Origin of the sequence: Pararhizobium polonicum, assembly GCF_001687365.1 — a bacterium.
In the GTDB taxonomy this organism is placed as follows: Bacteria; Pseudomonadota; Alphaproteobacteria; order Rhizobiales; family Rhizobiaceae; genus Pararhizobium; species Pararhizobium polonicum.
The window spans coordinates 1-24,497 of sequence record NZ_LGLV01000006.1; the positions used below are offsets into that span (position 1 = coordinate 1).

General features: G+C 57.5%; 26 protein-coding genes and 2 pseudogenes. 12 read left to right on the plus strand and 16 right to left on the minus strand.

All coding sequences use genetic code 11. The features are described 5' to 3' along the window. The first annotated feature begins 169 nt into the window (after nucleotides 1–169). On the plus strand, nucleotides 170–1,876 hold the full coding sequence (locus tag ADU59_RS08875; RefSeq protein ID WP_099050786.1) for a hybrid sensor histidine kinase/response regulator: 1,707 nt from the start codon (nucleotides 170–172) through the stop codon (nucleotides 1,874–1,876). Between the two features lie 163 nt (nucleotides 1,877–2,039). On the opposite strand, the gene ADU59_RS08880 is transcribed toward ADU59_RS08875, so the two are convergent. Genes ADU59_RS08880 through ADU59_RS08885 form a run of 3 tightly spaced genes read right to left on the minus strand, consistent with a single transcriptional unit; the run spans nucleotide 2,040 to nucleotide 3,424 of the window. Beyond that, a complete protein-coding gene (locus tag ADU59_RS08880; protein ID WP_068953769.1) occupies nucleotides 2,040–2,636 on the minus strand; it encodes a hypothetical protein in 597 nt (198 codons plus the stop codon). A gap of 18 nt (nucleotides 2,637–2,654) precedes the next feature. Next, nucleotides 2,655–2,801, minus strand: coding sequence for a hypothetical protein (locus ADU59_RS30590; RefSeq protein ID WP_158515708.1), 147 nt, complete (start codon nucleotides 2,799–2,801; stop codon nucleotides 2,655–2,657). After that, nucleotides 2,798–3,424, minus strand: coding sequence for a response regulator transcription factor (locus tag ADU59_RS08885; protein WP_244506375.1), 627 nt, complete (start codon nucleotides 3,422–3,424; stop codon nucleotides 2,798–2,800). The genes ADU59_RS30590 and ADU59_RS08885 overlap by 4 nt, the downstream gene beginning before the upstream one ends. Before the next feature lie 271 nt (nucleotides 3,425–3,695). On the opposite strand from ADU59_RS08885, the gene ADU59_RS08890 reads away from it, so the two are divergent. The 6 genes from ADU59_RS08890 (at nucleotide 3,696) to ADU59_RS08915 (ending at nucleotide 7,889) form a co-directional block, all read left to right on the plus strand. Next, nucleotides 3,696–4,130, plus strand: coding sequence for a hypothetical protein (locus tag ADU59_RS08890; protein WP_068953771.1), 435 nt, complete (start codon nucleotides 3,696–3,698; stop codon nucleotides 4,128–4,130). 6 nt (nucleotides 4,131–4,136) lie between these two features. Beyond that, nucleotides 4,137–5,258: a hypothetical protein gene (locus ADU59_RS30970; protein WP_193427073.1), complete on the plus strand. Its 1,122-nt coding sequence runs from the start codon at nucleotides 4,137–4,139 to the stop codon at nucleotides 5,256–5,258. 190 nt (nucleotides 5,259–5,448) lie between these two features. Next, a complete protein-coding gene (locus tag ADU59_RS08900) occupies nucleotides 5,449–6,057 on the plus strand; it encodes a hypothetical protein (protein ID WP_068953772.1) in 609 nt (202 codons plus the stop codon). A gap of 186 nt (nucleotides 6,058–6,243) precedes the next feature. Then, nucleotides 6,244–6,729 (plus strand): hypothetical protein, encoded by a 486-nt coding sequence (locus ADU59_RS08905; protein ID WP_139093162.1) that lies wholly within the window; start codon nucleotides 6,244–6,246, stop codon nucleotides 6,727–6,729. 124 nt (nucleotides 6,730–6,853) lie between these two features. Then, nucleotides 6,854–7,450, plus strand: coding sequence for a hypothetical protein (locus ADU59_RS08910; protein WP_068954103.1), 597 nt, complete (start codon nucleotides 6,854–6,856; stop codon nucleotides 7,448–7,450). A gap of 190 nt (nucleotides 7,451–7,640) precedes the next feature. Continuing rightward, a complete protein-coding gene (locus ADU59_RS08915) occupies nucleotides 7,641–7,889 on the plus strand; it encodes a hypothetical protein (RefSeq protein ID WP_068953774.1) in 249 nt (82 codons plus the stop codon). Between the two features lie 162 nt (nucleotides 7,890–8,051). Here ADU59_RS08915 and ADU59_RS29565 read toward each other — a convergent pair whose 3' ends face one another. The 3 genes and pseudogenes from ADU59_RS29565 to ADU59_RS08930 all read right to left on the minus strand — a co-directional run bounded on the left by ADU59_RS29565 (nucleotide 8,052) and on the right by ADU59_RS08930 (nucleotide 12,209). Continuing rightward, nucleotides 8,052–10,079 (minus strand): pectinesterase family protein, encoded by a 2,028-nt coding sequence (locus ADU59_RS29565; protein ID WP_244506399.1) that lies wholly within the window; start codon nucleotides 10,077–10,079, stop codon nucleotides 8,052–8,054. 630 nt (nucleotides 10,080–10,709) lie between these two features. Beyond that, nucleotides 10,710–11,430: pseudogene (locus ADU59_RS29570) on the minus strand (IS5 family transposase). 347 nt (nucleotides 11,431–11,777) lie between these two features. Next, nucleotides 11,778–12,209, minus strand: a complete 432-nt coding sequence (locus ADU59_RS08930) for an RrF2 family transcriptional regulator (protein WP_068953775.1) — start codon at nucleotides 12,207–12,209, stop codon at nucleotides 11,778–11,780. A gap of 90 nt (nucleotides 12,210–12,299) precedes the next feature. Between ADU59_RS08930 and ADU59_RS08935 the strand changes: the two genes are divergently transcribed. Then, a complete protein-coding gene (locus tag ADU59_RS08935) occupies nucleotides 12,300–13,355 on the plus strand; it encodes an alpha/beta fold hydrolase (RefSeq protein ID WP_068953776.1) in 1,056 nt (351 codons plus the stop codon). 151 nt (nucleotides 13,356–13,506) lie between these two features. Here ADU59_RS08935 and ADU59_RS08940 read toward each other — a convergent pair whose 3' ends face one another. Next, nucleotides 13,507–14,406, minus strand: coding sequence for a LysR family transcriptional regulator (locus ADU59_RS08940; protein WP_068953777.1), 900 nt, complete (start codon nucleotides 14,404–14,406; stop codon nucleotides 13,507–13,509). 98 nt (nucleotides 14,407–14,504) lie between these two features. On the opposite strand from ADU59_RS08940, the gene ADU59_RS08945 reads away from it, so the two are divergent. Beyond that, the gene (locus ADU59_RS08945; protein WP_068953778.1) at nucleotides 14,505–15,443 is read left to right on the plus strand and encodes a DMT family transporter; all 939 of its coding nucleotides are present in this window, start codon (nucleotides 14,505–14,507) and stop codon (nucleotides 15,441–15,443) included. A 120-nt stretch (nucleotides 15,444–15,563) separates the two neighbouring features. On the opposite strand, the gene ADU59_RS08950 is transcribed toward ADU59_RS08945, so the two are convergent. Both ADU59_RS08950 and ADU59_RS08955 read right to left on the minus strand, forming a co-directional pair. Beyond that, a complete protein-coding gene (locus ADU59_RS08950) occupies nucleotides 15,564–16,067 on the minus strand; it encodes a recombinase family protein (protein ID WP_244506376.1) in 504 nt (167 codons plus the stop codon). 169 nt (nucleotides 16,068–16,236) lie between these two features. Further along, nucleotides 16,237–16,935: a TetR/AcrR family transcriptional regulator gene (locus tag ADU59_RS08955; protein WP_244506377.1), complete on the minus strand. Its 699-nt coding sequence runs from the start codon at nucleotides 16,933–16,935 to the stop codon at nucleotides 16,237–16,239. On the opposite strand from ADU59_RS08955, the gene ADU59_RS08960 reads away from it, so the two are divergent. Both ADU59_RS08960 and ADU59_RS08965 read left to right on the plus strand, forming a co-directional pair. Next, nucleotides 16,904–17,722, plus strand: coding sequence for an SDR family NAD(P)-dependent oxidoreductase (locus ADU59_RS08960; protein ID WP_068953779.1), 819 nt, complete (start codon nucleotides 16,904–16,906; stop codon nucleotides 17,720–17,722). The two genes, ADU59_RS08955 and ADU59_RS08960, sit on opposite strands and share 32 nt — an antisense overlap. A 66-nt stretch (nucleotides 17,723–17,788) precedes the next feature. Then, entirely contained in the window at nucleotides 17,789–18,247 is a 459-nt protein-coding gene (locus tag ADU59_RS08965) for a hypothetical protein (RefSeq protein WP_068953780.1), read from the plus strand. 88 nt (nucleotides 18,248–18,335) lie between these two features. On the opposite strand, the gene ADU59_RS08970 is transcribed toward ADU59_RS08965, so the two are convergent. The 4 genes and pseudogenes from ADU59_RS08970 to ADU59_RS08980 form a co-directional block, all read right to left on the minus strand. Then, nucleotides 18,336–18,575 carry a hypothetical protein gene (locus ADU59_RS08970; protein WP_068953781.1) on the minus strand — a complete coding sequence of 80 codons (240 nt, stop codon included), beginning with the start codon at nucleotides 18,573–18,575 and terminating at the stop codon, nucleotides 18,336–18,338. Nucleotides 18,576–18,645: 70 nt separating this feature from the next. Then, nucleotides 18,646–19,597: pseudogene (locus ADU59_RS08975) on the minus strand (nucleotidyl transferase AbiEii/AbiGii toxin family protein). Next, nucleotides 19,598–19,723: a hypothetical protein gene (locus ADU59_RS31310; RefSeq protein WP_274534644.1), complete on the minus strand. Its 126-nt coding sequence runs from the start codon at nucleotides 19,721–19,723 to the stop codon at nucleotides 19,598–19,600. It lies immediately after the preceding pseudogene. Beyond that, nucleotides 19,704–20,438, minus strand: a complete 735-nt coding sequence (locus ADU59_RS08980; protein WP_068953782.1) for a DUF6088 family protein — start codon at nucleotides 20,436–20,438, stop codon at nucleotides 19,704–19,706. Before ADU59_RS08980 ends, ADU59_RS31310 begins: the two co-directional genes overlap by 20 nt. A gap of 638 nt (nucleotides 20,439–21,076) precedes the next feature. Here ADU59_RS08980 and ADU59_RS08985 point away from each other — a divergent pair. Then, the gene (locus tag ADU59_RS08985; protein ID WP_068953783.1) at nucleotides 21,077–22,267 is read left to right on the plus strand and encodes an MFS transporter; all 1,191 of its coding nucleotides are present in this window, start codon (nucleotides 21,077–21,079) and stop codon (nucleotides 22,265–22,267) included. 283 nt (nucleotides 22,268–22,550) lie between these two features. Here the strand turns inward: ADU59_RS08985 and ADU59_RS08990 are convergent, their stop codons facing one another. The 3 genes from ADU59_RS08990 to ADU59_RS09000 all read right to left on the minus strand — a co-directional run bounded on the left by ADU59_RS08990 (nucleotide 22,551) and on the right by ADU59_RS09000 (nucleotide 24,492). After that, entirely contained in the window at nucleotides 22,551–23,156 is a 606-nt protein-coding gene (locus ADU59_RS08990) for a flavin reductase family protein (protein WP_068953784.1), read from the minus strand. A 41-nt stretch (nucleotides 23,157–23,197) separates the two neighbouring features. Further along, nucleotides 23,198–23,833, minus strand: a complete 636-nt coding sequence (locus tag ADU59_RS08995) for a GntR family transcriptional regulator (RefSeq protein WP_425332007.1) — start codon at nucleotides 23,831–23,833, stop codon at nucleotides 23,198–23,200. Between the two features lie 158 nt (nucleotides 23,834–23,991). Then, the gene (locus tag ADU59_RS09000) at nucleotides 23,992–24,492 is read right to left on the minus strand and encodes a nucleoside deaminase (RefSeq protein WP_068953785.1); all 501 of its coding nucleotides are present in this window, start codon (nucleotides 24,490–24,492) and stop codon (nucleotides 23,992–23,994) included. Between the last annotated feature and the right edge of the window lie 5 nt (nucleotides 24,493–24,497).

Genomic DNA, 24,497 nt, shown 5'->3' on the forward strand with positions numbered 1-24,497 from the left:
ATTCAAAGTGTGTCCTGACGAAGGAGGTCGGGGCACATGGCCAAAGCGTTGTGCGGCCGGTCTTCGAAAACGCATTGCTACAGTGGCAGTCGCTGGTCTGCCTGACGCGTCAGGTCGCTCTGCTCGAGGAGGCGATTTTGGCCTGGTGCCCTATCGAAAGGACAGATGAATGAGTTCGATCGGCGCGGGGTCGGCCGCCACTACATCATTGACATTGTTTCGTGCGCGAATTGCCCGATTGCTCGGGCAAAAAGATGGCGAGCCTTACGACGCCGAGCGCGGGCAGGCGATCGTGCGGATTGTCGTCGTTCCGCTTTTCTTCCTTTACATCATTCCTGCGCTTATCCTGACGCACAGGACAGGTGTGCTTGTCACAGCGTTCGGCTTCTACTCCGCCTTCTATTTTCCGTTCGTCTGGCTTCTGCTGTACGACACCGTCAAACGTCCGGGCAATTATCTCTGGCGGCGCGGCGCGGCGATGACGGGCGACTATATTGCCATGACATTCGCAATGTCTGTGGGAGGGGCCACGACTCTGCCGGTCTATGCGACATTGTTGTGGGTGACGGTGGGAAACGGCCTGCGGTTCGGCACCACCTACCTCGCGGCCGCAACGGGCGCGGCTGTTGCCGCTATCGGGGTGGCAACGCTTCTCAATGAATATTGGCAGGCGAACCCCTACATGGTTCTCACGCTGGCCGTGACGGCGATCCTCGTGCCGGGATATATTTTTGTTCTGATACAGCGCCTGCAGAAAGCCACCACTCTCGCTCACGAAGCGAACCTTGCCAAATCGCGCTTCCTTGCCCAGGCAAGCCATGATCTGCGCCAACCCATTCATGCCATCAGCCTGTTCACCGCCTGCCTGCGCGACGCTGGTCTCGGTCGCGAGGAACGGCAGATGGTCGAAAACATCGACCGCTCCCTGCAAAGCCTGTCGCATCTCTTCCGCTCCCTGCTCGATATTTCCACGCTGGACAGCGGCAAGGTGATCCCGAAGATGGAAGCGGTATCGATCGGCGCGCTGATCGAGGACGTTGTCCGGCAAAACTCTCAGGCGGCTCAGTGGGCGAAGGTCACGTTGCGCGCCGTCCCGAGCAGGTGCCACGTGCATGTGGACAACGTATTGCTGACGACCATGATCCAGAACATCGTTACCAACGCCTTGAAATATGCTCCCGGACAGCCGGTTCTGATCGGGTGCCGCCGGCGCGGCGGCAAGCTTGCGATCGAAATCTACGACCGCGGCGGCGGGATCGCTGCGGAGTATCTGCCCCTGGTGTTTGACGAGTTCTATCAGGTTCGCGAACGCGGAGACAAAGATGTTGACGGCGTCGGTCTCGGCTTGCCGATCGTGCGCCGCCTCGGCCACCTGATGGGCCTGTCGATCTCCATACGTTCGGTGAAAGATCAGGGAACGGCAGTGATTATCGACGGGCTGCAGATCGTGCCTCTGCCGGCTGCAAAGGCCAAGTCGGGCATTCCCAGGCTGCCGCCCGTTCTTGAGGGGCTCCGTATTGTGCTGGTCGAGGACGACGAAGACGTGCTGCTTGCAACGGCAATGCTGCTGGAGAAGTGGGGATGCCGGGTGCAGGCTGAAACTGCGGCGCCAACCGAACGCGTGGAATGCGACATTCTCATTACCGATTTCGATCTGGGCCAGGGGCAAACGGGGACCGACTGCATCGCGGCCGTACGGGAACTGGCCGGGAGGGATGTGTCGGCGATTGTCATGACCGGGCATGACGAGGCGCGCGTACGCGCGGATCTGGGCGATGCCGCGATCCCGATCCTGTCAAAGCCGGTCCGACCGGCCGAGTTGCGATCCGTCCTGACGGCCCAGGTTTTACGGCAGAGAAACACCGTTGCGGGATAAACCTACGCTAGACGATGTTTGAACGACGCGATGCGGGGCATCCTGAGCTGGAACAGCATGGTTGCTCGACGCTGGTCTGACGTCTCTCCGGTATGCCGGTTTGGTTGGCGATTAAAATCTGCCGAAATGACCGGTGTTCCCGAATCGGGCGTTTTGAGTTGCGTCAGTTATCGCCACCAACGCCGTCGCAGGTTGTCTCCTGAATGGGGCACACGCCCCGGAACCAGGCTCGCTTTTCCTGCTCCGGTTTGCCATAGGCGATTTCTACCCATTCACCGCTGCAATCGGCCACGCGCAACCAGTCTCTCGGGCCATACCAGTCATCGGCGGTGAAAACGACCGGCGAGCGGTTATCCGGTTCCGCAAACCCTTTGGTGGACTGGATCACGAAAAAGATCGCTTCGCCGGATATCCAGCCCGCGACATCGAGAGGGACCGTCTCCACGACGTCGCCATCCTCTATCTTCGGCACGCCGACATTGGCGATCCGAAACCAGCCGTTGTCGGCCTCCAGAATCTCAAACTCCGGCCCGCGTCCGAAGTGAAGCCCACCCTCGTAGGGAACGAATGGCGGCAATCTGCCGACGATCAAAGCATCGGTGGAGGGCCCTCCCCGCACAGGAAGCCCGTCGGCACTGGTGGCGGTTGACCATCCGCCGATTGCACATTGTTTGGGCGCCGCGACGGCGGGAGCCGTCATAGCCAGACCGGCCCCGGCCAGCGTAACGCATATGAAATTTCTGATCCCGGTGACAAGCATGCGATCGTCCTCTGGCGTTCAGGTTTCTGGGCACAAAGGCATGAAGGCTGGGCTGGTGCGCAGCCAAGCATCACCGTCGTTATCCTTCACCTCGAGGTCAAGCTTCGGCAAAGGCCCGGAAGAAGAGATGGCGGCGAGGCGGAGCGGCTTGGTCTTCCTGCTCATGGAAATAGTCCGCCGGCGACCGCCTTGGCTGCCGCGGCGGTTCGGGAGGAAACCCCCAGGGATTTGAGCAATGCGGAGACATGGATTCTGACCGTAAACGGCGAGATGCCGAGGCTCACGGCAATCTCCTTGTTGGTCTTGCCTGCAGAGAGCATGCGAAGAACCTCGAGCTGGCGTTGCGTCAGCGTCGATATCTCGTTATCGCGTTCGGGAATCGAAGAGCCCGAGGCATCGAGCCGGAGAACAAGATCGCCGTCGCGGACTGCGTCGAGTGCTGTAATAATCTCGTGTGGCGGCAGGCTCTTGCTGATGAAGCCGTTGACACCCCGCGCCATAATGCGTTCCGCTATAGCCCGGTCTTCGATCATGGACACGACGACGATCGAAGAGCGAGCGAATTCCTGTCGCAATCCCGTCAGGGCCTCTTCGATGCTCCTTCCAGCAAAAATGAGATCGACGATAAGGATGGCCGGCATAGGACCGCTGCGGGCGAGGGCGAGAAGTTCGTCAAAATCGTTGGCCTCGGCAATCTCCGCCTCCGGCGCGCTGCGCTGGATCAGGCGGCGCAGGCCGTCGCGAAAAACCGGATGGTCATCGGCAAGGATGATGCGTTCTCTGAGCAACCTCTGCTCCGTAGGCAGCATTTCGATGGTTGGGGACTCTATAACCCCCTCAGCCTCCCTAACACGTGTTCACGCCGCAACACAGTAGGTCATCCGTACTAGTGGTTCTTGCAGGCAATGTTGAGATATTGGATGCGTTGCGTCTCCGTCATGCTGACGGCGTCCAAGAACAGAAGAGTTCCGTGAGGCGCCTCATGGGCGGGGTGAGTGTGGAAATCACGATCCGAGGAAATGCGGAGTGACAAAATACGGATCTCAAACGGCAAGAGCCATGTTCTGCACGGCGGCTCTCTCCCTGCCGGCGACAGCCCATGCCAGCGGCAGATTGCCGATCCCTCCCGCGAGCGAGGAATTCACATCGCACGCTGCGTGTATTGCCGCGCTTGAGGCGCACTACAGGGAAGACCAGAAACAAGCCACGCAAAAGAGTGACGGAGTTGGCGGCAAGATGCCGGAAGTGGAGTTGATCACCGACGGGGTAACCCGCCTCGGCGGCGATAGTGCGCGTTACGGCACGACAATATGGCATCACCATCTTCGCATCCGCGATGATCTGCAGCAGACCGAAACGGGCCATAACTACGAGTATCGACTGCGCGAGTGCGAGGGCAAGATCATGCGGATCACGGGAGAGGACGGTTATACGTCAAGTACGTTCGAGCCGCTGCCGGTGGCCGGCGATCAAACAAACAACAACCAGCGGTAAGGTGATATGGTGCGAGTATTCAAGAACTTGATGATTTTGCCTCTTTTAATGGGGCTGTGCATCACAACGGTTGCGGCCGCCGAAATAGAAAAATTGGCAGAAACTCCCAGGAAAGGCCAGTTTTGCAACCAGCAAGAAGATTGGTGTGTCGAAATCGACAAGAGCGGACCGCAAGCAAGCAGCCGCACGCTGAGGGCATCTTACGGAATATGGGATCTGCCCTACATTCCGTCTTCTACGTCGTTGTCTATATGGCCGTCCTTGATCCGCCTCACGGAAGACCGTGCGCTGGTCGGAATTCTGGAGACGCGCGCGCAGCCCTTTTCCGGTGGCGGCTTCGAGGCCAAGGATCTTATTCTCTTCGATGTCACTCTCGGAGATTTTAACAAGTCGAATTCCGTCCTGCGCATCCCCTTTAAAGCCGAAATCAGTATCCGGGCCTGTTTTGGCGAGGATGATTTCGCCAAGCGGCAGGGGGCTTGCCTGGATGAATATACATTCAATTCGGTTCTGGCACCGGTCGACGGCAAGGAGGATTTACCGGATCTGGTGTTGAAAACACAGGCCTGGCGCAACCCGGCCGGAGCAAGCCGATTTGCAGATTCATCCGAAGCCCCGCCCCTGACACAGGATCAGCTCGGACCGAAACAGGATTCTAGCTGCAGCTACGAACGGGTTTTTCTCTGGAGTTCGGAGACGTCCTTGTACAATCCCACGTCCCCCCTTCCGGATTGCCGGGAGTTCACCGAAGCGAATCCGTCTTTCACCCGGACGGCCTCTGCTTGCCCGGATGAAACTTTCGAGAAATTCGTGACCCGGTTCAGCCATGACATTGCAGTTCAGGAAAAATCCACAGCTCAAAAGGTCATCTTCGAGGGGGTTGATATGGATGCCCAGCCGGAGCCGAAAAAGACCAGCGAGGAGGTGCCGCTTTCGATGGTGGAATGGCCCGTTATGCCTGATATGGCGACCTTGAAGCGCCAGAATCTTGTATCTGAATTCGAGGTTCTGGCGAACGGCAACAAGCAGGTCGTGCTTCGCGGCACGGACGGCGGCGCGTATATGGAATTCGAATTCAGCCAGCAGCCGTGCTGGACATTGATCCGCGTCTCTGACCAGAGCATGTAAGTCCGCTGGAGGGGGAGATCATGACTGTATCCCCCGGAAGGTTCAAGCGTCGGCTCAAATCACCTTGCCAAAGGGGCGCCCGGCCGGACAGGGCGTCACTTGCACCACCTTGATCCTTGCCGGACGTGATCGCAAAACATGACGGCAGTGCTCTGCTGCGGGTTCTGCCGGCAGAAACGGAAACCCGGTCATGTATGTGTGGTTCATCTTCGATGGCAATGGCCTGCAGGCTACGGATCAATTCGGCAATAGTGCCGGGGATGACGAACTGGTCGAAACCAAAGGATACCATCTTTCATACTTCCCAGTATGGGGGACACGGGCAACTGGCAATCAGATGAAGACTTTCAGATACTTTGATTTGGCAGCGATCGTTGTTTTCGCAGTTGCCGGCCCGTTGATCGCTGAGTTGGCGTTCATCGCCTGGCTGATTGTACTTGATCCCAGCGAACTCCTGCACCTCGCAAATATAGGGCGAGCCTTTGTCAATTTCGTCAGCATTCTGCCGATCTTTTACCTGCTTGGGCTCGTCCCCTCCCTTTTGGCTGGACTGCTGTTCGGCATTGTCTGGAAGATGTGGCCAGGGAGGATGCTGCATGGTGCACTGGTCTGCGCCAGTGCAGGCAGCGGAGCCGGTGCGCTTGCCGCCTTGTTATGGGCAATCATGCTCAGATTCCCCGACTATACGTCCGGTTCCCTCTATTACGGATTGGGTGCCTGCAGCGGAGCCGTATGCGCGCTTCTTGTCCGATATTGCAAGATCGTCGCGCGAGAAGCTCTTGCAACGCCCGCCCCGTGAGGTTTGCAAAATGCGGTCCGAATTTTGAAAGTGTGTCAACGGATGATGGGTTTTCGAGTGTTTTTGCTTGCCGCGACTATTTTCGGCATCGCGAGCCCGGTTGTTTCGTATGCTCAGACACGTTCAGCAAGAGAGGAGGCGCAAACGTTGGACTTTCACCTGCGGAGGTGGGGACACAATAGCGCATTGAGTGCTCTTCTGACCCTTTTCGCCGAAACCGATCACGCCATGTCCGATGTTTATGTCCCCAATATAAAGTGGTCGGGCCTTCGTGACGATGAAAAGGCCCTGAGTCGGGACGGCCTTACCCTTGTTCGCAAAGGCACGGTATCGCTCGAATTGGCCCCGGAGGGCGCCGCCGAGGTCGCTCTTCTGAGCGATTCTGCCGGCAAAGCGCAGGAGATTGCAATCAGGTTGCGAGGCCATGGCGGCGGTACCGAGTCTATCCTCCAGCAGGAACTTGGCCCGAGAGGCAGGGCCCGCACAATTCGTCACCCTTGCTATGACGAAGAGGCGCCCAGGAAATATGTCGATAATGCATTCCTGAGCATCTCCATGACGGGGGAAGCTACCCTTTACGCTGAATCGATTTATGACGAAGGCCTTATCATCGTTGTCAAGGACAAGCCGACAGCCGAGCAGATGGAGTGCAAGCGTCGCCTTTCGCCATGATCGCCACATCCAGCAGGCGGGTTGGGGCGATCCACCAGCAGTTCTCCCGTCTCCTGGCATCCGCGAGCAGAGCTGTCTGGATCGGCAATAGAATACTGAGGAACGAGCAAGGAGCATGAAGAGAATGAATTTCAGACAATGGATATGCACAATAGCGATCGGGATGAGCCTGACCATGTCTATCGCTGCGCCTGTTCCGGTCATTGCCGGAGAGGGTGATCTGTCCAGCGAGCAACGGGCGAGGCTGCTGGATACCGCGCAAATCAATTGCGGCACCGATGGAAAGGATGATTGCGTCACAGGCAATGTCGAGAGTGGTGATTTTTACGACGTGGACATCCATGGCGATTGCGTAAGCAACCCTTATTTTGGCCGGATCGATGACAAGCCCGCTTCCTTGCGCAGAACGGTCGCGACGACAGGAAGTCGGACGCAGAACGAGTTTACGTCGACGCCCAATCAATTGGTCTGCATCCGGGCGACTGCCCGTAGCGGCCCTGTCCATATCTCTGAATATTACGTTATGGCCCTGCCGATGGATCACGGTCCGGAATGCCCCGGCGAGACGTTGTGCCGAAAACCAGATCCCGCCACACAAACTGACCGCATGCTCAAGTGCCGGCTGTCGGATTCCGGTGCCGACTATATAAATTGCCCGCAAGGCTGGGTATTTGCCGATGAAATAGAACCATACCCTATGGGGCTGCTGGGAAATCGCTGAGGCTCAGGTATCGACAGGGGTGGATATAAGAACTGGTGTTCACTCCTGTCTTGAGTCTGAGGTTCAGCTTGCGGCAAATATGATGGGACGGCAGGAGAATGCTTGACGGTGTTTGCCGGCCACGCCAGTTGCGATGTGGCTACAACTTCGGAAAAAGGACCTTGTTGGCTGGAGCCGATAATACAAAAGCATGAGCACTCTTGGAAACCTGATCCTGTCTGCCGTCCTGGCGGTTTTAACCAGTCTGATCGTCGCGGCGCTGTTTCTGCCTGTCTATGGTATTTTCGAGGGCGGGGCGCACAACTGCCTGAATGATGGCATCGGGGAGTGTATGTCCGCCATTCCATTGAGCATGCTGATCTACGGGCCGTTGTTCTCTATTGCTGGTGGCCTGATAGGTACGCCCGTTTTTATGATGATCCTCGCATGGCGCGATTGAATGCTCAATGTGCAAGTCTCAAACGACCGCTTGCAGTGTCGTCTTGCCCTCCACGTGACTTGACGCCATGCGGCTCCGAGTTGTGAAGCTGCCCCGAATAATGACCCTGCTGAGATATCCTATGACAGTCCGAAATTGGTGGGGAAAAAAGTGTCAATGAATTCATTCCGCCGCGTTGAAGAAGCTATCGGGTGAAGACAGGCTCGTTAGCGCAGTAGCGTCGGCCTTTAGCAGCCATGGTTCACGGTCTTTCGAATCCGCACCGAGACCGCTGGCATTGGCGATGAGATAGCGTGCCGTCGGCAGGCGCCGTTCACCCTGCCATTCGGTAAATCCCTGCGGCAACACCCGGCCGTCCAGCCGGCAGCCGACATAGTTCACCGTCGCATAATCCTGCCATGGCCTTCCAAGACTGATCGTCTTCACCGAGGGATCAGCGGTCACAGTACAATCGTGAAACATATAGCCGCTTGGTTGGCCGGGATACCGGCGGCTTTGCGCGGTGATCGTCACTTGCGGCCGGTCAATGCCGTGCAGTTGTGTCCGCTCGAACCAGGCGAGCGCATCGCCGAACACGAAATCGACAGCGCCCTCGATCACGTCGTCCTGATAATACTGGCGGGCCGGCTTGCAGGCTTGCGCAGTGGTGCAGCCATGGCTGCCAGCGTAAAGTGTATCCTGCCAGCCAGCCAGGCGCAGATCAACAAAGCGCTGATGGTCACCGGTCGCAGAGAGCGCCACGGCCTGTGCACCCTCTGTCACACCGGGGTTTCTGTCGTGGAACCGATTGGCAATGGTCAGTTGGCGGATCTCAATGCCATCCGCCTCGGCAAAGACTGTGGCAGAGCGCGCCGTGCCGCCGCTTTCCCGAGCGGAGCGGTCCGCCTCAATCACCACGTCATCGGCATTGTTGCCATCGCCAGCGACACGAAGATTCGGGGTACGCAGATGCACCACCTCGCGATACGTGCCCGGCTGGATCAGGATCGTATCCCCTGGTTTTGCCGCATCGGCCGCCGCCTGGACGGTGTCATAGGTCTTGCCGGGACCGACAGTCAGGATAGCGGTGTCCCTGGTCCGGGCATGCGGCATTTGGCTATTTGGTGCAGGCGATAGGTCGCCGCGCAGGCCTTTGGCGACCGGAAACGCAACCCAGCGCGCGTCACAGTCGTAGATGGCACCGTCCGTCACGGTTGGGCCGGCGATCTCGGGTACAGGTGGCGTTACGCCCCCAGGTCCGGCGGAAAGTTTGGCATTCTTAACCTGCCATATGACGTTTCGCCCGAAGCGCACGCCGTCAAACGCTATGCTGAGCGGGTGCGCACCATCGTAGCCGTGGATGACGAGCGCTCCGTTCCGCGCCGTTACATTGTGCAGAACGATATTGCTATAGACCGGGATGGCGCTACCCTGCGCCTTGTCATCATAGCGCGTATCGAAATCGATCGGCTTCTTGTTGTTGCGCAGGCAGATGTTCTCGTAAAGCACCCCGCTAACCGCTCCGCCGCGGCTGGCGTCGCTCTTGATCCTGAGCCCCGAGGCCGTACCATCGAGCGTCACGTCACGGACGAGAATGTCGCTGACACCGGCATTCGTCTCGCTGCCGATCGACACGCCGTGCCCCCAATAGAAATGATCGTCCACAATCGAGACATGCCGGGTCGGACCATTTCCGGCCTTGATCGCGATATTGTCATCGCCGGTGCGGATGAAACTGCGGGCAATGGTAATGTCCTGGGACGCGCCGGGGTCTATACCGTCCGTATTGCGGGCGTCGGCGGGGGTATCGATCCGCACGCCCCAGAAAGTGGCGCCGGTAACACCATTCAGTACGGCATGAAAGTTGGGTGAATTGCGCAGCGTGATCCGGTAGAAGGTGATGTCGCGGGCATTATCGACCTCTATCAGGCGAGGATTATTTTGCTTTCCCTGCTGGGCCTGGGCGCGGCGAGCAAGTTGCCACCATGTTTCGCTTCGGCCGGCCATGGTTTCGCCGCCCCGACCGTCGATTGCGCCGTCACCGACGATCCCGCCGCCGTAGGTCCCATCGAACTGAATGAAGGGCCTGCATCCCTTCCCCTTGTCGTCGATGGTACCACAGCGGCCGCTGCCGCGGTCATAGGCGTACGGATCGGAGACTGCCGCCAGCACGGCACCCTGATCGATCCAAAGCGTAACGCCAGACTTCATGATCAACGGGCCACTCAGAAAGCGCCCTCCCTGTCCGCCTGCGACAAGCCGGACCGCCTCGCCCGCCGGGCATTGATCGATCGCAGATTGAAGACGGCCTGTGTCGCGACCACTCTCTTTCAATTGAGCAGCGGTCGTCTCCGCCGATAGTGTCAAGCATACATGCGCTGGCAAGGATGGTTCCACGACCTCCCGGCGATCCTGTGCCTGCGCGGGATGGGCCGGCAGATGGATAAGAAGGAGAAGGGCTGCAATATACCGGCGAAAGGGGAATAATGGTGGGGCCAAGGGCACGATACTGATCCTGACAGCGAATATGTTTCAATTCCCGTCGTGAATTTCATCATGGCCATCGGCCGAATTTGTGACAGCGTTGCCACGATTGCTCTGAACGATGTATCGAATTGACGCTTTGATATGCCTTCAGAGGGAGGGGGGGCCACAAAACCTCAAGCTTGTCTTATGATTTCCCTGCCTCATTTGATAAGATACAGAAACGCGGAATGGCAAGCAGGGTGGGATGGTCGACGACCTCAATTGCCTCGGCTTTATCATGCTCGACGAACTCGGCTACCCGCCATTTGTCCAAGCTGGTGGTCGGCTCCTGTTCCAGCTGATTAGGCTCAGGCCTCATTCATCGATCCAGTAGCAGCACGTCGCTGCGATGAGGATTGCGGATAGGAAGGTGTGAGCGCATCGGTCGTATTGCGTTGCGATGCGCCTGCAATCCTTGATCCTGCCGAATATGTTCTTGATGCGATAGCGTTGCTTGTAGAGGATTTTGTCGTATCCGGCAGGGCGGCGCCGCTTTCTTTGCGTAGCGGGGACGCAGGGTGAAATCCCCTTGTCTTTCAGTCCAGTGCGGACCTAGTCGGCGTCGTAGCCGCGACCGGTCAGCAGCTCCCTTGCTTTGGGTCGGCGATCGAGCAGATGCCGGCCCCCCTGATCGTCGCGGGCATTGCCTGCGGTGAGGAAAAACACCAACGGTCGGCTCAATCCATCGCATGCTGCCTGGAATTCAGGCCGCCTTTCGTTCGTCCGATACAGCGGGAAAGAGCCCTTTTTAAACAGGCTGGCTGCAGTGCGATGGGCTTTCACATGGGTGCATCGATCATCAGCCTGTCGGGTTGGCCAGCTTTCCCGGCAAGCGCCTCGAAAGTCCGGTTGAAGACGCCGAGCCTGCTCCAGTGGATGAAGCAGTTATAGAGTGTCTTGTGCGGACCATAGTTCTTCGGTGCGTCTTTCCACTGACGCCCCTGAGATCGTTGACGCGCTTGATACCGTGGGCCAAAGGGAGATACGGCCTGATCCGGCCGAACTGTGATGGCATCAGCAAAAACAAACCACTCATGGCAAAATCCTCCCGCCATGAGTGAATCAAAACCCCGTTAAATAGAAAAGCGGATCAATCAATCGGCCTGAGCCTAGACAGATGAGTAAATAGGTCGTTGATTCGTATCCTTTCGAGGCGCTCAGTGTTGAGTTTCAGCAGGCTTTGGCTCGTTTTTTCATTTCGCGCTAGCCCACCAGATCTGGTGTAGTGAATTGTCCGCAATCAACTTTATTCGGCCTGAGTGGATCACGGCGAAATGGAAAAACGGTAAGCGGTGTCTTGCTCACGCATTGACCAAATCTGTGGTCGAGCCACGGTTAGCGGTTATCGCCTATTCGATGATTGCGCTAAGAGCGACCTTCCTATTAAGAGGTCACGGACGCCTTATGTTTGGCGTCTTTTGCTATCTGCGCGAGTGTCGTGGCAGCGTACTTCGCAATGAGTTGGGTCTCCGCAGCAGCATGCGCCTTTTCGAGCACAGAATTGGATGCACGCTCGACTGGGCAAGTGGGGTGATCTCGCGAGATGGGAGCGGCGAGGATGGGTCCTTCGGTTAGAGCGCGCTGGACGTCGAGCACCGTGACCTGGTCGAGTGACCGGGTCAGTTTCCAACCACCTCCTCGGCCGCCTTCGGATTCAACGATCCCATGCTCACGCAGCGCCCCGAGCGTGCGGCGCACAACAACGGGATTTGTGTTGAGCATCTGCGCTATGCGTTCTGACGTTTCCCTGCCGCCGAGTAGCCCCATGTGAACCAACACATGCAGCATTCTGGCAAGCCGACCATCGGTCGTCATTGTGCACCTTTCCGCAACAATAAGAGTTACGCTATCTTGACATTCAGCCTATAGCGTAACACATGTTGTTACACGATAGAAGAAGCGCGAATGCGACGCCGTCAGTTTTTGAGTTTTCCGCCGCTCGTGATTGCCTTTCCATCAATTGCCTTGCCAACCAATCAGGAGGCGCCCGTGAAAGAGACAATTATTCAGACCCGCACGATCAACATGAGCATCCTTGATGCCGGTCAAGGCCCGCTAATTCTGTTTTGCCACGGTTTCCCTGAGACCAAATACGCATGGCGACACCAGATCAATGCACTTGCGCAAGCTGGTTACCGCGCCGTTGCACCGGATATGAGAGGTTATGGCGGTACCGACGCGCCGGAGCGCCTGGATCAATACACGGTCTTTCACGCAGTCGGCGACCTGGTGGCACTCCTTGATGCGCTTGGTGAGCAACAGGCCGTCGTTGTCGGCCACGATTGGGGTGCGACAATTGCATGGCAAGCCGCGTTGTTGCGACCAGATCGGTTCCGTGCTGTCGTTGCACTCAGCGTGCCGATGATGGGACAGCCGCCCGTGCCACCATCGAAGATTTTCCCGCAGACCGAAGACGCACTTTTCTATACGCTGTATTTTCAAGAACCGAAGCTCGCCGACGAGGAGTTTGGGCGCGACGTCAGCTTGACTCTGCGCAAGATCCTTTTCGCAGCAAGTGGCGAAGCGGGTCGTCGTAAGCCGGGCGACGGTACACCCAATCCATTCGGAATGGTGGTGAAGAGCACCGGGTTGCTGGCAAATCTCCCGACGCCCGCCAGACTACCGGCATGGCTACCCGGTCGAGAATTTGACCAATTGATCAGAGCCTTCGAGTTGACAGGCTTCACCGGAGGATTGAACTACTATCGCAATCTTGATCGCAATTGGGAACTGCAGCAAGCCTGCGTAGGCCAACTGGTCCAAGTGCCCGCACTTTTCATGATCGGCGAGCGCGATACTGGCCTGAGCATACCCGGCATGGATCAGATTATCGCTGCAATGCCGAACTTGGTTCCTGACTTACGAGGCTCCTATGTTCTTCAAGACGCGGGTCATTGGCTTCAGCAAGAGCGGCCGACCGAAGTATCGGAGTTAACGATCAAGTTTTTGAGCGAGCTTTAGAGGTCCCGGTTCGCATCTCTTCCGCCGAGGCCAGACGAACCAACCGGCCGATTGCCGTTCATGTCAAACTGCCGCAGCCGCATAATTCCACGGCAACAAGGGGTCAGTTCCGGCTGAGGGCGAAATGACACTCTAAGGCGCGTTGATGATTTCAAACTTCGCTGACAATGGCAAAATGCTCGATAAACGATCTAAGAAGGCCGAGGCGAGCCAGAGATTTGGGGAAATATAAATAGAACGCCGGTCTTTGAACTCGGAATTCCGGTAAAATTTCGATGAGGTCGCCGCGTGCCAATTCCTCCTCGACACCTGCGCGAAGCGACCATCCAATACCGAAACCCTGCCGAGCGGCGTCGACGACAGTTCTGAGGTCGTTGAATATCAGCCGCCCGCTCACCGCCACGGAAATCTCACCATCCGGATCATTAAAACGCCACTCGGCGATCCGGCCGGAGGTAATTTGCCGATGGCGGATGCAACTGTGCAACAACAGGTCTCTGGGGTGTGACGGATATCCGCATCGCGAGAGATAATCGGGTGAGGCGACATATGCGCCGTCCTGCGGTGTCGACAGACGGCGAGCGATCATGTCGTTCTGCAGATGATCGCCAAGGCGAATTCCAGCGTGAAACCCTTCCGAGACGATATCAACCAGCGCCTCGTTGATTACGAATTCCAGTTCGACGTCCGGATATCCCGTTTCGAATGCCGCGAGCTTCGGGGCGATTATCAGCTGCCAGGCGCGATAAGGCAGTGTGATTCTCAACTGGCCTGATTTGGTCTCGGCCGCATCACGCGCCGTATCCAATGCCTCCTCGATTGCCCCAACCAGGTGCCGCGTGCTGATGAACAAGGCCCTCCCTGCATCCGTCATAGTTACAGAGCGGGTGTTACGAGTGAACAACGGCGTGCCAAGACGGTCTTCGAATGCTTTGAGCTGATGTGAGATCGCGGGCGGGTTCACGCCAAGCGCACGAGCGGCCGCTCGCAACGAGCCGAGCTCGGCGATCGTCAGGAAGGTCTGGAGCCCAGGCAACTCCGCCCGCGTCATGATTGATTAAAATAATCGAACATGATGATGAAATTAGACTGCCTAGCCGTAATGATCAATGGGAGCGACATTAGGGAAGAATTCCCCTAGGAGGCACTATGGTCATGGCATCAGCTCAACGAAACTCGGTCGTTAAAGGCGTAATCGTCATCCTGCTCACGGTTTTTACGATGGCGCTGACAGATGCTTTTGTGAAATCGGCCAGCGCCGACATGACGCTCTGGCAGATCTATGTTCTGCGGTCGACCATCGCCATTCCGGTGCTGCTCATGCTCGCACGCGGTTCGGTTTGGCCTGCCGCGCCGATCTGGGTGGCGCTTCGCAGCCTGTGTCTCGGTCTGATGTATCTCGCCATCTATGCCGCGATCCCGATGCTCGATCTCTCGGTTATCGCCGCATCGCTCTACATCGGCCCGCTGTTCATAGTCGTGCTGTCAGCCATCGTTCTTGGAGAAAGGATCGCCTGGCATCAATGGGCAGGCATTGTGGTGGGCTTTGTGGGGGGATTGGTGATCGTGCGTCCGGCGGCTGCGGACTTCTCGCCATTGTCGCTGTTCCCGGTCGTTGCGGCTTTTCTTTATGCGGTTGCTGCCGTTCTGACACGGGCCAAGTGCCCAACTGAAAAGCCGTTGACCATGGCACTATGGCAGAATGCGATGCTTCTTGCTTTCGGATGTATCGCAAGCGTTGCCATCGTCTGGTCAGGAACCGGATTGGCGTATGACTATCCGTTTCTTTTGGGTCGTTGGACCGAGATGGGCGTCAGCGAATGGCGGATTATTCTCATCCTAGCTGCTTTGATCCTTGGCGTCAGTATCGGCTTGGCCCGGGCTTATCAATCGGAGCATCCGCAGGTCATTGCGACGTTCGACTATGCCTATCTGGTTTTTGCGGCATTTTGGGGTTTCGTTTTCTTCGGCGAGGTTCCTGACGTGATGACTCTAGCCGGCATGGCTTTCATCGTCCTCGCTGGCCTGATTCAGCTTTTCGCGGAACGGCTGGTCGGAAAACAGGCCCGATCTGTCGGCCAAGTTTAGCACTCTCTGTCAGTGAGATTTTATCCGAATGGCTATTTGAGACCGTATTCACGAGATCGCTTTACAATATCAGCGGCGGTATTCTTGCTAATGCCAAGGTCGCGGGGGATCCAGCGGTTGCTACGTCCTTCGGCGATCAGCGCCAGGACTTTTGGGGCGCTCCCCAGTCTGTCGACCGAGCCTTTTGCCGCGTGCCCTCGCGGCGGCGAGGCCGGATTTCACCCGCTCGCTGATGATGTCGCGTTCAAATTCCGCAATACCGGGGAGCAACGTCGCCAGCATTCGACCATGCGGGGATGACAAGTCGAAGGCTATACCGTTCATGGCTATGACGGAAACCTTCCAGCACTCCAATTCGCATAGCGTGTTGAGGAGGTCGATCGTCGAGCGACCCCATCGAGAAAGCTCGATCGCGAGGATGACATCGATCTGCCTCGACTGGGCCAGGGCCATGATCTTGCGGCGTTCGGCTCGATCTAGCTTCGCGCCGGAACCCGTCTCTTTGACGATTCCGGTGACGCCGGAACCGGCGCGACCGGCAAATGCGGTCAGATCGCGCTCCTGCTTCTCGCATGACTGATCGACGGTCGAAACCCGGTAGTAGATAGCGGCGCGTTGTCCCAATTGAACCCTCGTGGATTTGGCTGCCGGAAGGCCTTGATTTATATGGGGCGATTGTTGTCCAAAACAGAGTTTAGTTCAGTTTGTACGGCAAGCGTTCGGCCGCTACCTTTCCAAAGGAGCCGGTGACACATGATCAACGGCGAGACAGCTTTCCGCAGCGAGGGTGGGATTATCGGATAGCCCTGACAGCCAGTTTGGCAAGCATTTCAAGTCGCTCGCGACCGGCCCCGTCGTGGGCCTGTACCGCCATGCCTTGAATGACCGCGGAAAGATAAACTGCCTTGTCAGCCGCAGCTTCCTGATCCAGCCAGCGCTGCAGCTTCTGTGCAAGCAATGCTGTGAAGGCCGTTCGACGGTCCGAAAGCTCCGCTGCGATTTCGGCGTGGTCGGGATGACTTGTCAGCATGCCCATGTTGAGCATGCAGCCCGCTTCGGTGGACGGATCGCTCAGGCCGTGCGCCGTTGCGTTCAGGAAAGCGAGCACCGCCTCGTCGACAGTCTCGTACGGATCCATGAAGGAGAGATCCGTCGCGCCTCGCAGCCTTCCATATCTGTCGACAGCTTCAAGATAAAGCGCGCGTTTGTTTCCGAAGGCCGCATAAAGGCTAGGTGCCGCAAGTCCCATGGCAGCGGTGAGGTGTTGGAAGGAGACACCTTCATAGCCGTGCCGCCAAAACAGCCGCATCGCGGTTTCCAGTGCCGCATCACGATCGAACTCTCTCGGGCGGCCGCCACTGGGCGATTTCCTAGGTTTCATAATGATCATTAAATAAGGTTTGACAGCCGTCGTCAACTGATGTTGTTTAATGATCATTATAAAACGTGGAGCGACAAATATGACCAACTCTGAAAAGCCCGTGGCCCTCATCACCGGTGCGTCTTCCGGCATTGGCGCGGTCTATGCCGAACGCCTTGCAAAACGCGGATATGATCTCATTCTGGTGGCTCGGCGAATTGACCGGCTCAACAAACATGCGACTGACCTTTCGAGCCTCTATGGATCAAAGGTCGAGGTCCGGGAAGCCGATCTCACGGCGGAATCCGATGTCGCCGATGTCGAAAATGTCCTGCGCTCGGACAGCCGCATCACTCTACTCGTGAACAACGCGGGAAACGGAAAGCTCGGGAAAACGGCGGACATTTCGCACGACGATACGATGTCGACGATCGCACTGAACGTGGTCGCATTGACGCGGTTGACACGCGCGGCACTTCCTCACTTCGTCGACCGCAACAGCGGCGCGATCATCAACATCGCTTCGGTGATGGCGTTGCATTCCCTGCCGATCACGTCGCTCTACAGTGCAACGAAGGCGTTTGTTCTAAGCTTTAGCCGTGGCCTCCAGGAAGAGCTGGCTGGCACCGGCGTGAAAGTGCAGACCGTTCTGCCGGCCGGAACCGCCACGGAGTTCTACGATCAAGCGGGCATTCCGCTTTCGGCTTTTGATCCCGAGCTCGTCATGTCGACAACCGAACTGGTGGACGCTGCCCTGGCAGGCTTCGACAAGGGTGAACTTGTTACCCTCCCTTCGGTAGAGAATCTTGAGCTGTGGTCTTCTTTCAATATCGCACGAAACGACCTTTTTGCAGCGACGCAAAGCGGGAAGCCGGCATCCCGCTATCAGACGGCCCCGCACGGCGCTTCTGGATTGTAGCTGCTTTGTGCTGCGAAAAGGGCAGCTGCCATCCTTCGGCGGCTCTTCTCTTGGGAAGGTTGAGACGTGTATCGGCTCCTGTGGCTGACGTGGAATTTTGAGCCGCCTCCGACAAACGGACGGCTTCCCAGTTCATTCGAAGACATTTTTTATGCGCACAATAAGAACCTGTTCTCGATGGACAACGAGACTGTTCAGCTCTCACGGCAACGGAACGACGTCATTCTTCGCGCTTTCTGGGGCCGGGAGAATTTGTGGCAATCCAAGCTCGTCGGACTTCATGAACTGAATTGGCTTTCGAGCGGCCGCGCTTTTGCTGTGGCGCCTGAGCCTCATTGGCACGAGGACTTCTTGGCTCGTTGGCGTACGGCAACTGGTGAACATGGTACTCGGCGGCCGGAACGACGGACGCTTCTTGCTGAACTGGCTGACAAGCTATCGCTCATCGATATCGACGACCGTACACTCAAGGAGGCCGATATCGACTCCTTGATCAATTGCCTACGCGATCATCATCATCATTAACTTCCATTCGTCAGAACGACCGGTTGCACGCATCCCGAGCATTGACAACGGACATCAGAGCGGTGTTTTCCTCCCACCTTCCAGATTGCTAGCTGATCGTTGATGTTGTGCCCGAACGGGGCTCGGACATATGACGATTACAGGGTTTACGTCTGGCACCAAGGCCGATGAGATGGTGCAGCGGTTTGAGGTTTTCACTGGAGCAGGTCGCCGCCGCGAATGAAGCGACGAGAAGAAGCTTCAGATTGTCGCCGAAAGTCACCGCGGCGAGATGTCGGTCACCTTTGTCGCCGGGAAACAGGTCGGCAATGGTGATCTTTGTTGCCATCAGCACCTCCTATGCCGAAGAGTTTGAGCGTACCCTGTGCTGGGTTCGTACCGAAGCGCCGCCGCCCCCCTTAGCTCCGAGGAGTGTGTTCTTCGTTGAGGAATTTCTCGAGCCCCTCAATGCTTGCCGTTACCTCCTCAAACGTGGGAGGCGTGCCAAAGATCATCCTCGACATTCGTTCGTAGTCGGCAGCCAGTTTCGCGCGCATGTCGGTCGTCGGCACCAGGCGATAGGAGCCGGGCACGGCTCGGTCATAGCGGTGGTCAGGTGCGCGAAACATCAATTCCTTGCGTTGACGGCTGGCCTCGGCGAGATCTCGGATCGAGGCGGTCTCCGTGCCATGGTCGGCGTGACTCCATATCTGGTGAACGTCATAGTAGTGCCGGGAGTAACGGTTGAGATCCGGCACCTTGCGGGCGGGATCGGCTTCCGCGTTTCGTTTGTCGGTCATCTCTGTCATCGCATGCAGAATCAGCACCTTTTCCCAGAAGGTTCGTTCCGGCTTCACCGTCGTCACGTTTGGAATGGTTAGCCCCTTGTCTTCCCCGAACTCCGACGCGACATAGGGGAGGATTTCGCGCGGCGCGGCCGGAACCGGATCGGGCGCCGCCTTCGATCCGCACGGCCGCCTCCACATATCCGCCACTGGTATCGAAGGCACTTTTGTAGCCGACGACGAGAACGCCTGGCGCCTCCTTCTTCCGATAGGCGTCATATCCGAACGAAAGGGAAAAGTGTCCATTCTGCTCGATGGCTGCTTCCACCTCCCTGAGCGGACCCGAAATATACTTCCGAGCGGCGTCATCAACCTGTTCTGCAAGGACCTTCTGCTGTTGCGTCACGGATTTAAGCGCTGCGATTTCGGCTTCGCGTGGAACATGCAGATCGGTTTTGTAAATGCCGATATCTATGTCCTCGGAAAATCGTCGGATCAGCCCATATGCCTCGCTTAGGCTCGTGCCTCCCTTGAAATAGAGACGCGCCGTGTCGGCCGGACGCCGATTGAAAAGGAAGTCGAGCACCTAGCAGACATAGAGGTCCTTCTCGATATTTTCGGCACGCGTCTCCAGTTTGGCGGCCGCAGTGGAAAAGAGCGCTCGCTGTTCGTCAGTGGTGGAGCGAAGGATCTCAAGAAACATTGGATACATGCTGAGCTCCCGATTCCTGCCCCTCTTTTCCATTTTGATCTGCAGACGGCAGCTCCGCGATAATGGTGTTCACGACTGGATACATCCAAGCTGGAAGAGCGTGGACGTTTTCCTGCAGGTCCTGAAGGGTCGCCTGTCGGTATGAACTCTGTGACAGATGGCGGACAATGCCGCTGACGGCGGGTTCAAGACTTGATCGGTCGTCACGAAACCAGTTGAGGGCCTGCACAACCCGCATGGCCGGCCGGGCCCAGTATGCCGTCTTGGCGGCTATGCGCTTGAAGTCGAGCGTGTAGATCACGGGCTTCGCAGCGTTCGGGTCGCCGGCATTGGCCTCGATCTCGATCGTTCGTGGATAGGTATCCGCATAGATCGTCGACCGCGCGGGAACGGCCGCCGTTAAGCCAAGGTCATTAGCGGCAGTCATCCCATCGACCAGCACGCGCAACTTGTCGCGCCGCGCGATTGCGTCGATGAAGGAGGAACGCGGTGGAAACACCATCCTGCCGTTCAGCGCGCTTGTTCCCGGCTTGTCATAGAGACCACGGTAGGGACGCCTAATGTCGCCGCGCTGCTCGAGCCGCTGAAGTGCTTTCTCGACGGCGTTCGGCGTGCCAATGTCCAGAAAATCCGCGCGCGACCAGAGCCCGGACGGCGCAGTCTTTGCGATGCGGTCGTGGATTCGATCGAGGGTATCTGACGTTGGGTCGGGCATGTTGGCTTCGCTTTCTGACCAAAGAATATATAGAAATTTTGGTCAGTATTGCTGGCCGGCTTTACTCGGCGGCCGCGTTGCACGAGAATTTGTGAGCGCCATCAGAATTAGTCAGCCTGCGCTATCGCCGGCCCTTCATTTTCTGTGATCATCGAGAAGTCAGACGTCACCATCTCGGGATAAACTCCTCGGAGCCTACCTCGCGATAGGGATAAGTGTTTCAGCCGTCGCCAGGAAATTCTCGACTTTCCGGCAGACGATGACGTAGCGACGAGACGAAGGTTCAGGCTCCGTTCGGTTTTCGCGCAGGTTTTGAACAGCTCTCGTCGTCCTGCCCCTGGATGCCGAAAATTTTTGTCACTGGCAATTGACCTCAACCTTGCTTGAGGAAGTATCACGTAATGAAACACGGTTGAAGAGCCCCATGCGCGATAGAATACTCTCCATAGGAATCATAGCAGGTTGGGACGACCCGTCTCGTTTCGGCGGCATGATTTGCATGCCGGTCAACGGGGATGGGTTGTTCGTTGCCAGCGCAACGGCGGGAACCGTGTTTACGATAACAATCAACCGGCTCAGCCAGTGGCGGCGGACACTGGGGTGTCCCGTGCCGCAACGTCCGACACGGAGACAGAAGAATGCCCGATAGAACCTTGGCCCTCAAAACGACTTTGCTGTTTATCGCTACACTCACCATCATGGCCGGGACCACGATCGCCCCGTCGTTACCTGCAATCGAGCAAACTTTTGCTTCTACGCCACATGTCGGGATCATGAGCCGAATGGTGCTGACATTGCCGTCGGTTTTCGTGGCTTTGTTCGCACCGCTCGCAGGCGTGCTGGCGGACCGGTTTGGCCGCAAGACGCTTCTGATCGGCTCGATCTTGCTTTACGGCATTTCGGGCATGTCGGGTCTTTTCGTAGACAACCTCACGGGCTTGCTCCTCGGTCGTGCAATCTTGGGTTTGGCAATCGGCGGTATCATGACCATCGGTACGGCGCTGGTTGGCGATTATTTCGACGGCGCAGCGCGGGAGCGCTATTTGGGAATGCAACAGGCTTTCACTCTGCTCGGCGGCGTGGTGTTTGTCATGGCGGGTGGGCTACTGGCAGATGTTCATTGGCGGGCGCCCTTTGCAATCTATGCCATCGCCCTGCTCATTCTACCGGCCGCTGCTGTTTTCCTCGTTGAACCGGTAAGAAGTGGATATCAAGCCGTCAATGTCGACGATGGAGCGGTCTTGGTAAACTGGCCCCTGGTGGCTCTGCTTGGACTGGCGGCCTTCCTCGTCAACGCCTTGTTCTATACGGTCCCCTCGCAATTGCCGTTCTTCCTGCGCGAGCTTGGCATAGCCGCGGCAAGTAATGCGGGATACGCGATCGGCGGCTTCAATTTGGCTGCGGCGCTGACAGCTCTCACCTTCGGCAGATTGCGGTCCAGGTTCGGTGTTTCCAGCATCCTGGCGACGGGGCTGGCGTTGATGGCGGCAGGTTTCTGGCTTCTGGCGCAGGCCGGTGGGATCGCCTCCATCCTTTCCGCGCTTGCCGTCATGGGGTTCGGTCTCGGCGTCGTGATGCCGAGCATCGTGTCGACAACGATCATGATGGCCCCGCTCCAGTCACGCGGACGTATCGCAGGTATCATGACGGCATCCATCTTTCTCGGACATTTCATATCGCCTCTCGCGAGCCAGCCGTGGATTGCGCGCCTCGGCTTTGCCGCGACATATCGTGATATCGGATTTGTCCTCGTGACGATGGCCGGTCTGGCGGCCGTGACGGTCAGCATTCAACGGCGGATGACGGCCAGGAAGCTAAGAAGCAGTTAAGGTGAATCTTGCTGTGGACTGCTGCTCAGGGGAACTGACATCGACGACACTCGCATGCCGCCCGGCGGAATGGTGTGCAGACCGGCGTCCTGTCCATTGCCTGTGATGTTGGGGACGATCGGCTCAAGGGCGGGGATGGCCGCTTACACAGAATGTCCGGACAGTGGCGACTATCCGATTAACCAGCAATCGCAATTGTTGTGGGGCTCTGGTTCGAATCTCATCAAGGCGAGAGATTATACGCGGGCTCGACCGACGCTGACATAATCTACTACCGGCCCACTCAGAGTTTCGGTGTTAACATTTCGAACCGGTCCCGAATGGTGGAGCAGGTGTCACCACCAAGACGGGCGATTGCGTCGATGACATCCGGATCAACGTGCAGCCGTTCATCGACCGCGTCTTCGCGATAATGGGCGTAGATGATTTCGCCCATGATGATCTGACGCGACTTGCCGAGCTCGAGCGTTATGTGGCGGCGGCATTCGAACGATGCAGGCGCTTCCGCAATCCACGGCGATGCGACCTTTACACCCGGCATGGCCGTCAGTCCCGCCTCTTTCAGTTCATCGACGCCGCGTGGGTACTTCGCTGCGCATCTGTGCATGGCTTCCGCGATGGCGACGGAGACGATGTTGACGGTGAAGACCTCGGTCATGCGAATATTGTGGCCGGTATCCTTGAACGACATGTCCGGATTGTTTTCGACGCCCAGCGCCAGGATAGGCGGGTCCGCCGACAGGCAATTGAAAAAGCTGAACGGCGCAGCATTGACGCGGCCATGTTCATCGACGGTCGTGACGAGGGCTATCGGACGAGGGATGATCGTTCCGATCATCAGCTTGTAGCGTTCGCGGGCGTTGAGCGTCGCAAAGTCAAAGGAAGTCATCCCGCTGTTTGCAGGGGTTTCAGCAATCTGTGCTGTCATCGTCAGAGGCCTTTTATTCGAGCGGCATAGGGGGCCAGCAGGTCGCGGATGTCGCGCTCCTGTCTCGCTTCAAGCATGGCTCTGCCAGCGACCGACGCGAGATGGTGATCCATCAGTTCGTTGGCGCGGGCAGCATCGCCATCGACCAGCGCCTTAACGATCTGACGATGTTCGTCCACACCGCAATCGGCAGAGTGGGGTCGGCCGTACATCGCAAGAATCAACGAGCATCGCGACACCACTTCCGTGACATATCGGATGAGAAGCTGGTTTCCCGTCATCCGCGCGAGCAGCAGGTGAAACTCGCCCGCAAGCCGGATCGACTCCCGATCATCGACGCCGGAGACGGCGTGTTCCTTCTCGATGAAGCTATTCAGGGCATCGACCTCGCCGGGCTTCAGCTTTCCGGCAAGAAGACCGGTGACGGTGCATTCGAGGCCTCTGCGAACCATGAAGGTATCGAGGGCTTCCTCAAGCGTTGGGTTTGCGACGTAAGCGCCTTTGTTCGGTTTCAATTCAACCAATCCTTCCACGGCAAGGCGTCCCAGCGCCTCCCGTGCAATGGTGCGGCTGGTTCCGAAAGTTTCCCCGATTGCATCTTCGGGCAGACGTGCGCCTGGCTGTAATTTCTGTTCCATGATCGCCTGGCGAAGTGCGTCCTGGACGGCTTCCGTTCGCGAGGTGGGTGCGGCTTTTCGACCTTCAGCGGTCCCGTCGTTGGCCGGTGGGCCTTTGCCCTTGGCGGTAGGGTCGTTCACTGAACGAGCCGTCCCGCCGCTCTGTGCATTGCGAGTGATCATTTTCCTGCCTTCTTCATTTCCACCCACGTGTTCAGAATTTCCGTGGCTTGCCCGTCCATGCTTTGCGCACTGGGCATCGTGCGTTCGCCGACCAGCGCCCCTGCGGCTTTACGGAGCTTGTCGACATCGATGGGATGCCGTTCCTTCTTCGTCAACCCCTCGAATGCTTTCCCGGCCTGATCCATCGATGCCGCATAAAACAGGCGTGATATGCCGGCGACCTCCATGGTTGCCACGCACATCGCGCAGGGTTCGCAGGAGGTGTACATATCGGCCCCAGTCAGATCGACGCATTCCAGACGACGGCAGGCATCGCGCATGGCTTCAACTTCACCGTGTGACGTCGGATCGAAGTTTGCGAGGGAATGGTTCAAACCTTCGCCGACGATTTTTCCGTTGAGAACGACGACAGCACCGAAAGGCTCGGTACCGGGTTTCGTCAGCGCCTGTCGTGACAATTCCACGGCGCGTTGCATGAAGTCTTCATTGTAGGTCATCGGGT

Coding starts and splice junctions, on each gene's coding strand:
- ADU59_RS08875 (WP_099050786.1), top strand. CDS start 170: ATGAGTTCGATCGGCGCGGGGTCGGCCGCCACTACATCATTGACATTG.
- ADU59_RS08880 (WP_068953769.1), bottom strand. CDS start 2,636: ATGCTTGTCACCGGGATCAGAAATTTCATATGCGTTACGCTGGCCGGG.
- ADU59_RS30590 (WP_158515708.1), bottom strand. CDS start 2,801: ATGAGCAGGAAGACCAAGCCGCTCCGCCTCGCCGCCATCTCTTCTTCC.
- ADU59_RS08890 (WP_068953771.1), top strand. CDS start 3,696: ATGTTCTGCACGGCGGCTCTCTCCCTGCCGGCGACAGCCCATGCCAGC.
- ADU59_RS30970 (WP_193427073.1), top strand. CDS start 4,137: ATGGTGCGAGTATTCAAGAACTTGATGATTTTGCCTCTTTTAATGGGG.
- ADU59_RS08900 (WP_068953772.1), top strand. CDS start 5,449: ATGTATGTGTGGTTCATCTTCGATGGCAATGGCCTGCAGGCTACGGAT.
- ADU59_RS08910 (WP_068954103.1), top strand. CDS start 6,854: ATGAATTTCAGACAATGGATATGCACAATAGCGATCGGGATGAGCCTG.
- ADU59_RS08915 (WP_068953774.1), top strand. CDS start 7,641: ATGAGCACTCTTGGAAACCTGATCCTGTCTGCCGTCCTGGCGGTTTTA.
- ADU59_RS29565 (WP_244506399.1), bottom strand. CDS start 10,079: ATGAAGTCTGGCGTTACGCTTTGGATCGATCAGGGTGCCGTGCTGGCG.
- ADU59_RS08930 (WP_068953775.1), bottom strand. CDS start 12,209: ATGACGACCGATGGTCGGCTTGCCAGAATGCTGCATGTGTTGGTTCAC.
- ADU59_RS08935 (WP_068953776.1), top strand. CDS start 12,300: ATGCGACGCCGTCAGTTTTTGAGTTTTCCGCCGCTCGTGATTGCCTTT.
- ADU59_RS08940 (WP_068953777.1), bottom strand. CDS start 14,406: ATGACGCGGGCGGAGTTGCCTGGGCTCCAGACCTTCCTGACGATCGCC.
- ADU59_RS08945 (WP_068953778.1), top strand. CDS start 14,505: ATGGTCATGGCATCAGCTCAACGAAACTCGGTCGTTAAAGGCGTAATC.
- ADU59_RS08960 (WP_068953779.1), top strand. CDS start 16,904: ATGACCAACTCTGAAAAGCCCGTGGCCCTCATCACCGGTGCGTCTTCC.
- ADU59_RS08955 (WP_244506377.1), bottom strand. CDS start 16,935: ATGAGGGCCACGGGCTTTTCAGAGTTGGTCATATTTGTCGCTCCACGT.
- ADU59_RS08970 (WP_068953781.1), bottom strand. CDS start 18,575: ATGGCAACAAAGATCACCATTGCCGACCTGTTTCCCGGCGACAAAGGT.
- ADU59_RS31310 (WP_274534644.1), bottom strand. CDS start 19,723: ATGTATCCAATGTTTCTTGAGATCCTTCGCTCCACCACTGACGAACAG.
- ADU59_RS08980 (WP_068953782.1), bottom strand. CDS start 20,438: ATGCCCGACCCAACGTCAGATACCCTCGATCGAATCCACGACCGCATC.
- ADU59_RS08985 (WP_068953783.1), top strand. CDS start 21,077: ATGCCCGATAGAACCTTGGCCCTCAAAACGACTTTGCTGTTTATCGCT.
- ADU59_RS08990 (WP_068953784.1), bottom strand. CDS start 23,156: ATGACTTCCTTTGACTTTGCGACGCTCAACGCCCGCGAACGCTACAAG.
- ADU59_RS08995 (WP_425332007.1), bottom strand. CDS start 23,833: ATGGAACAGAAATTACAGCCAGGCGCACGTCTGCCCGAAGATGCAATC.
- ADU59_RS09000 (WP_068953785.1), bottom strand. CDS start 24,492: ATGACCTACAATGAAGACTTCATGCAACGCGCCGTGGAATTGTCACGA.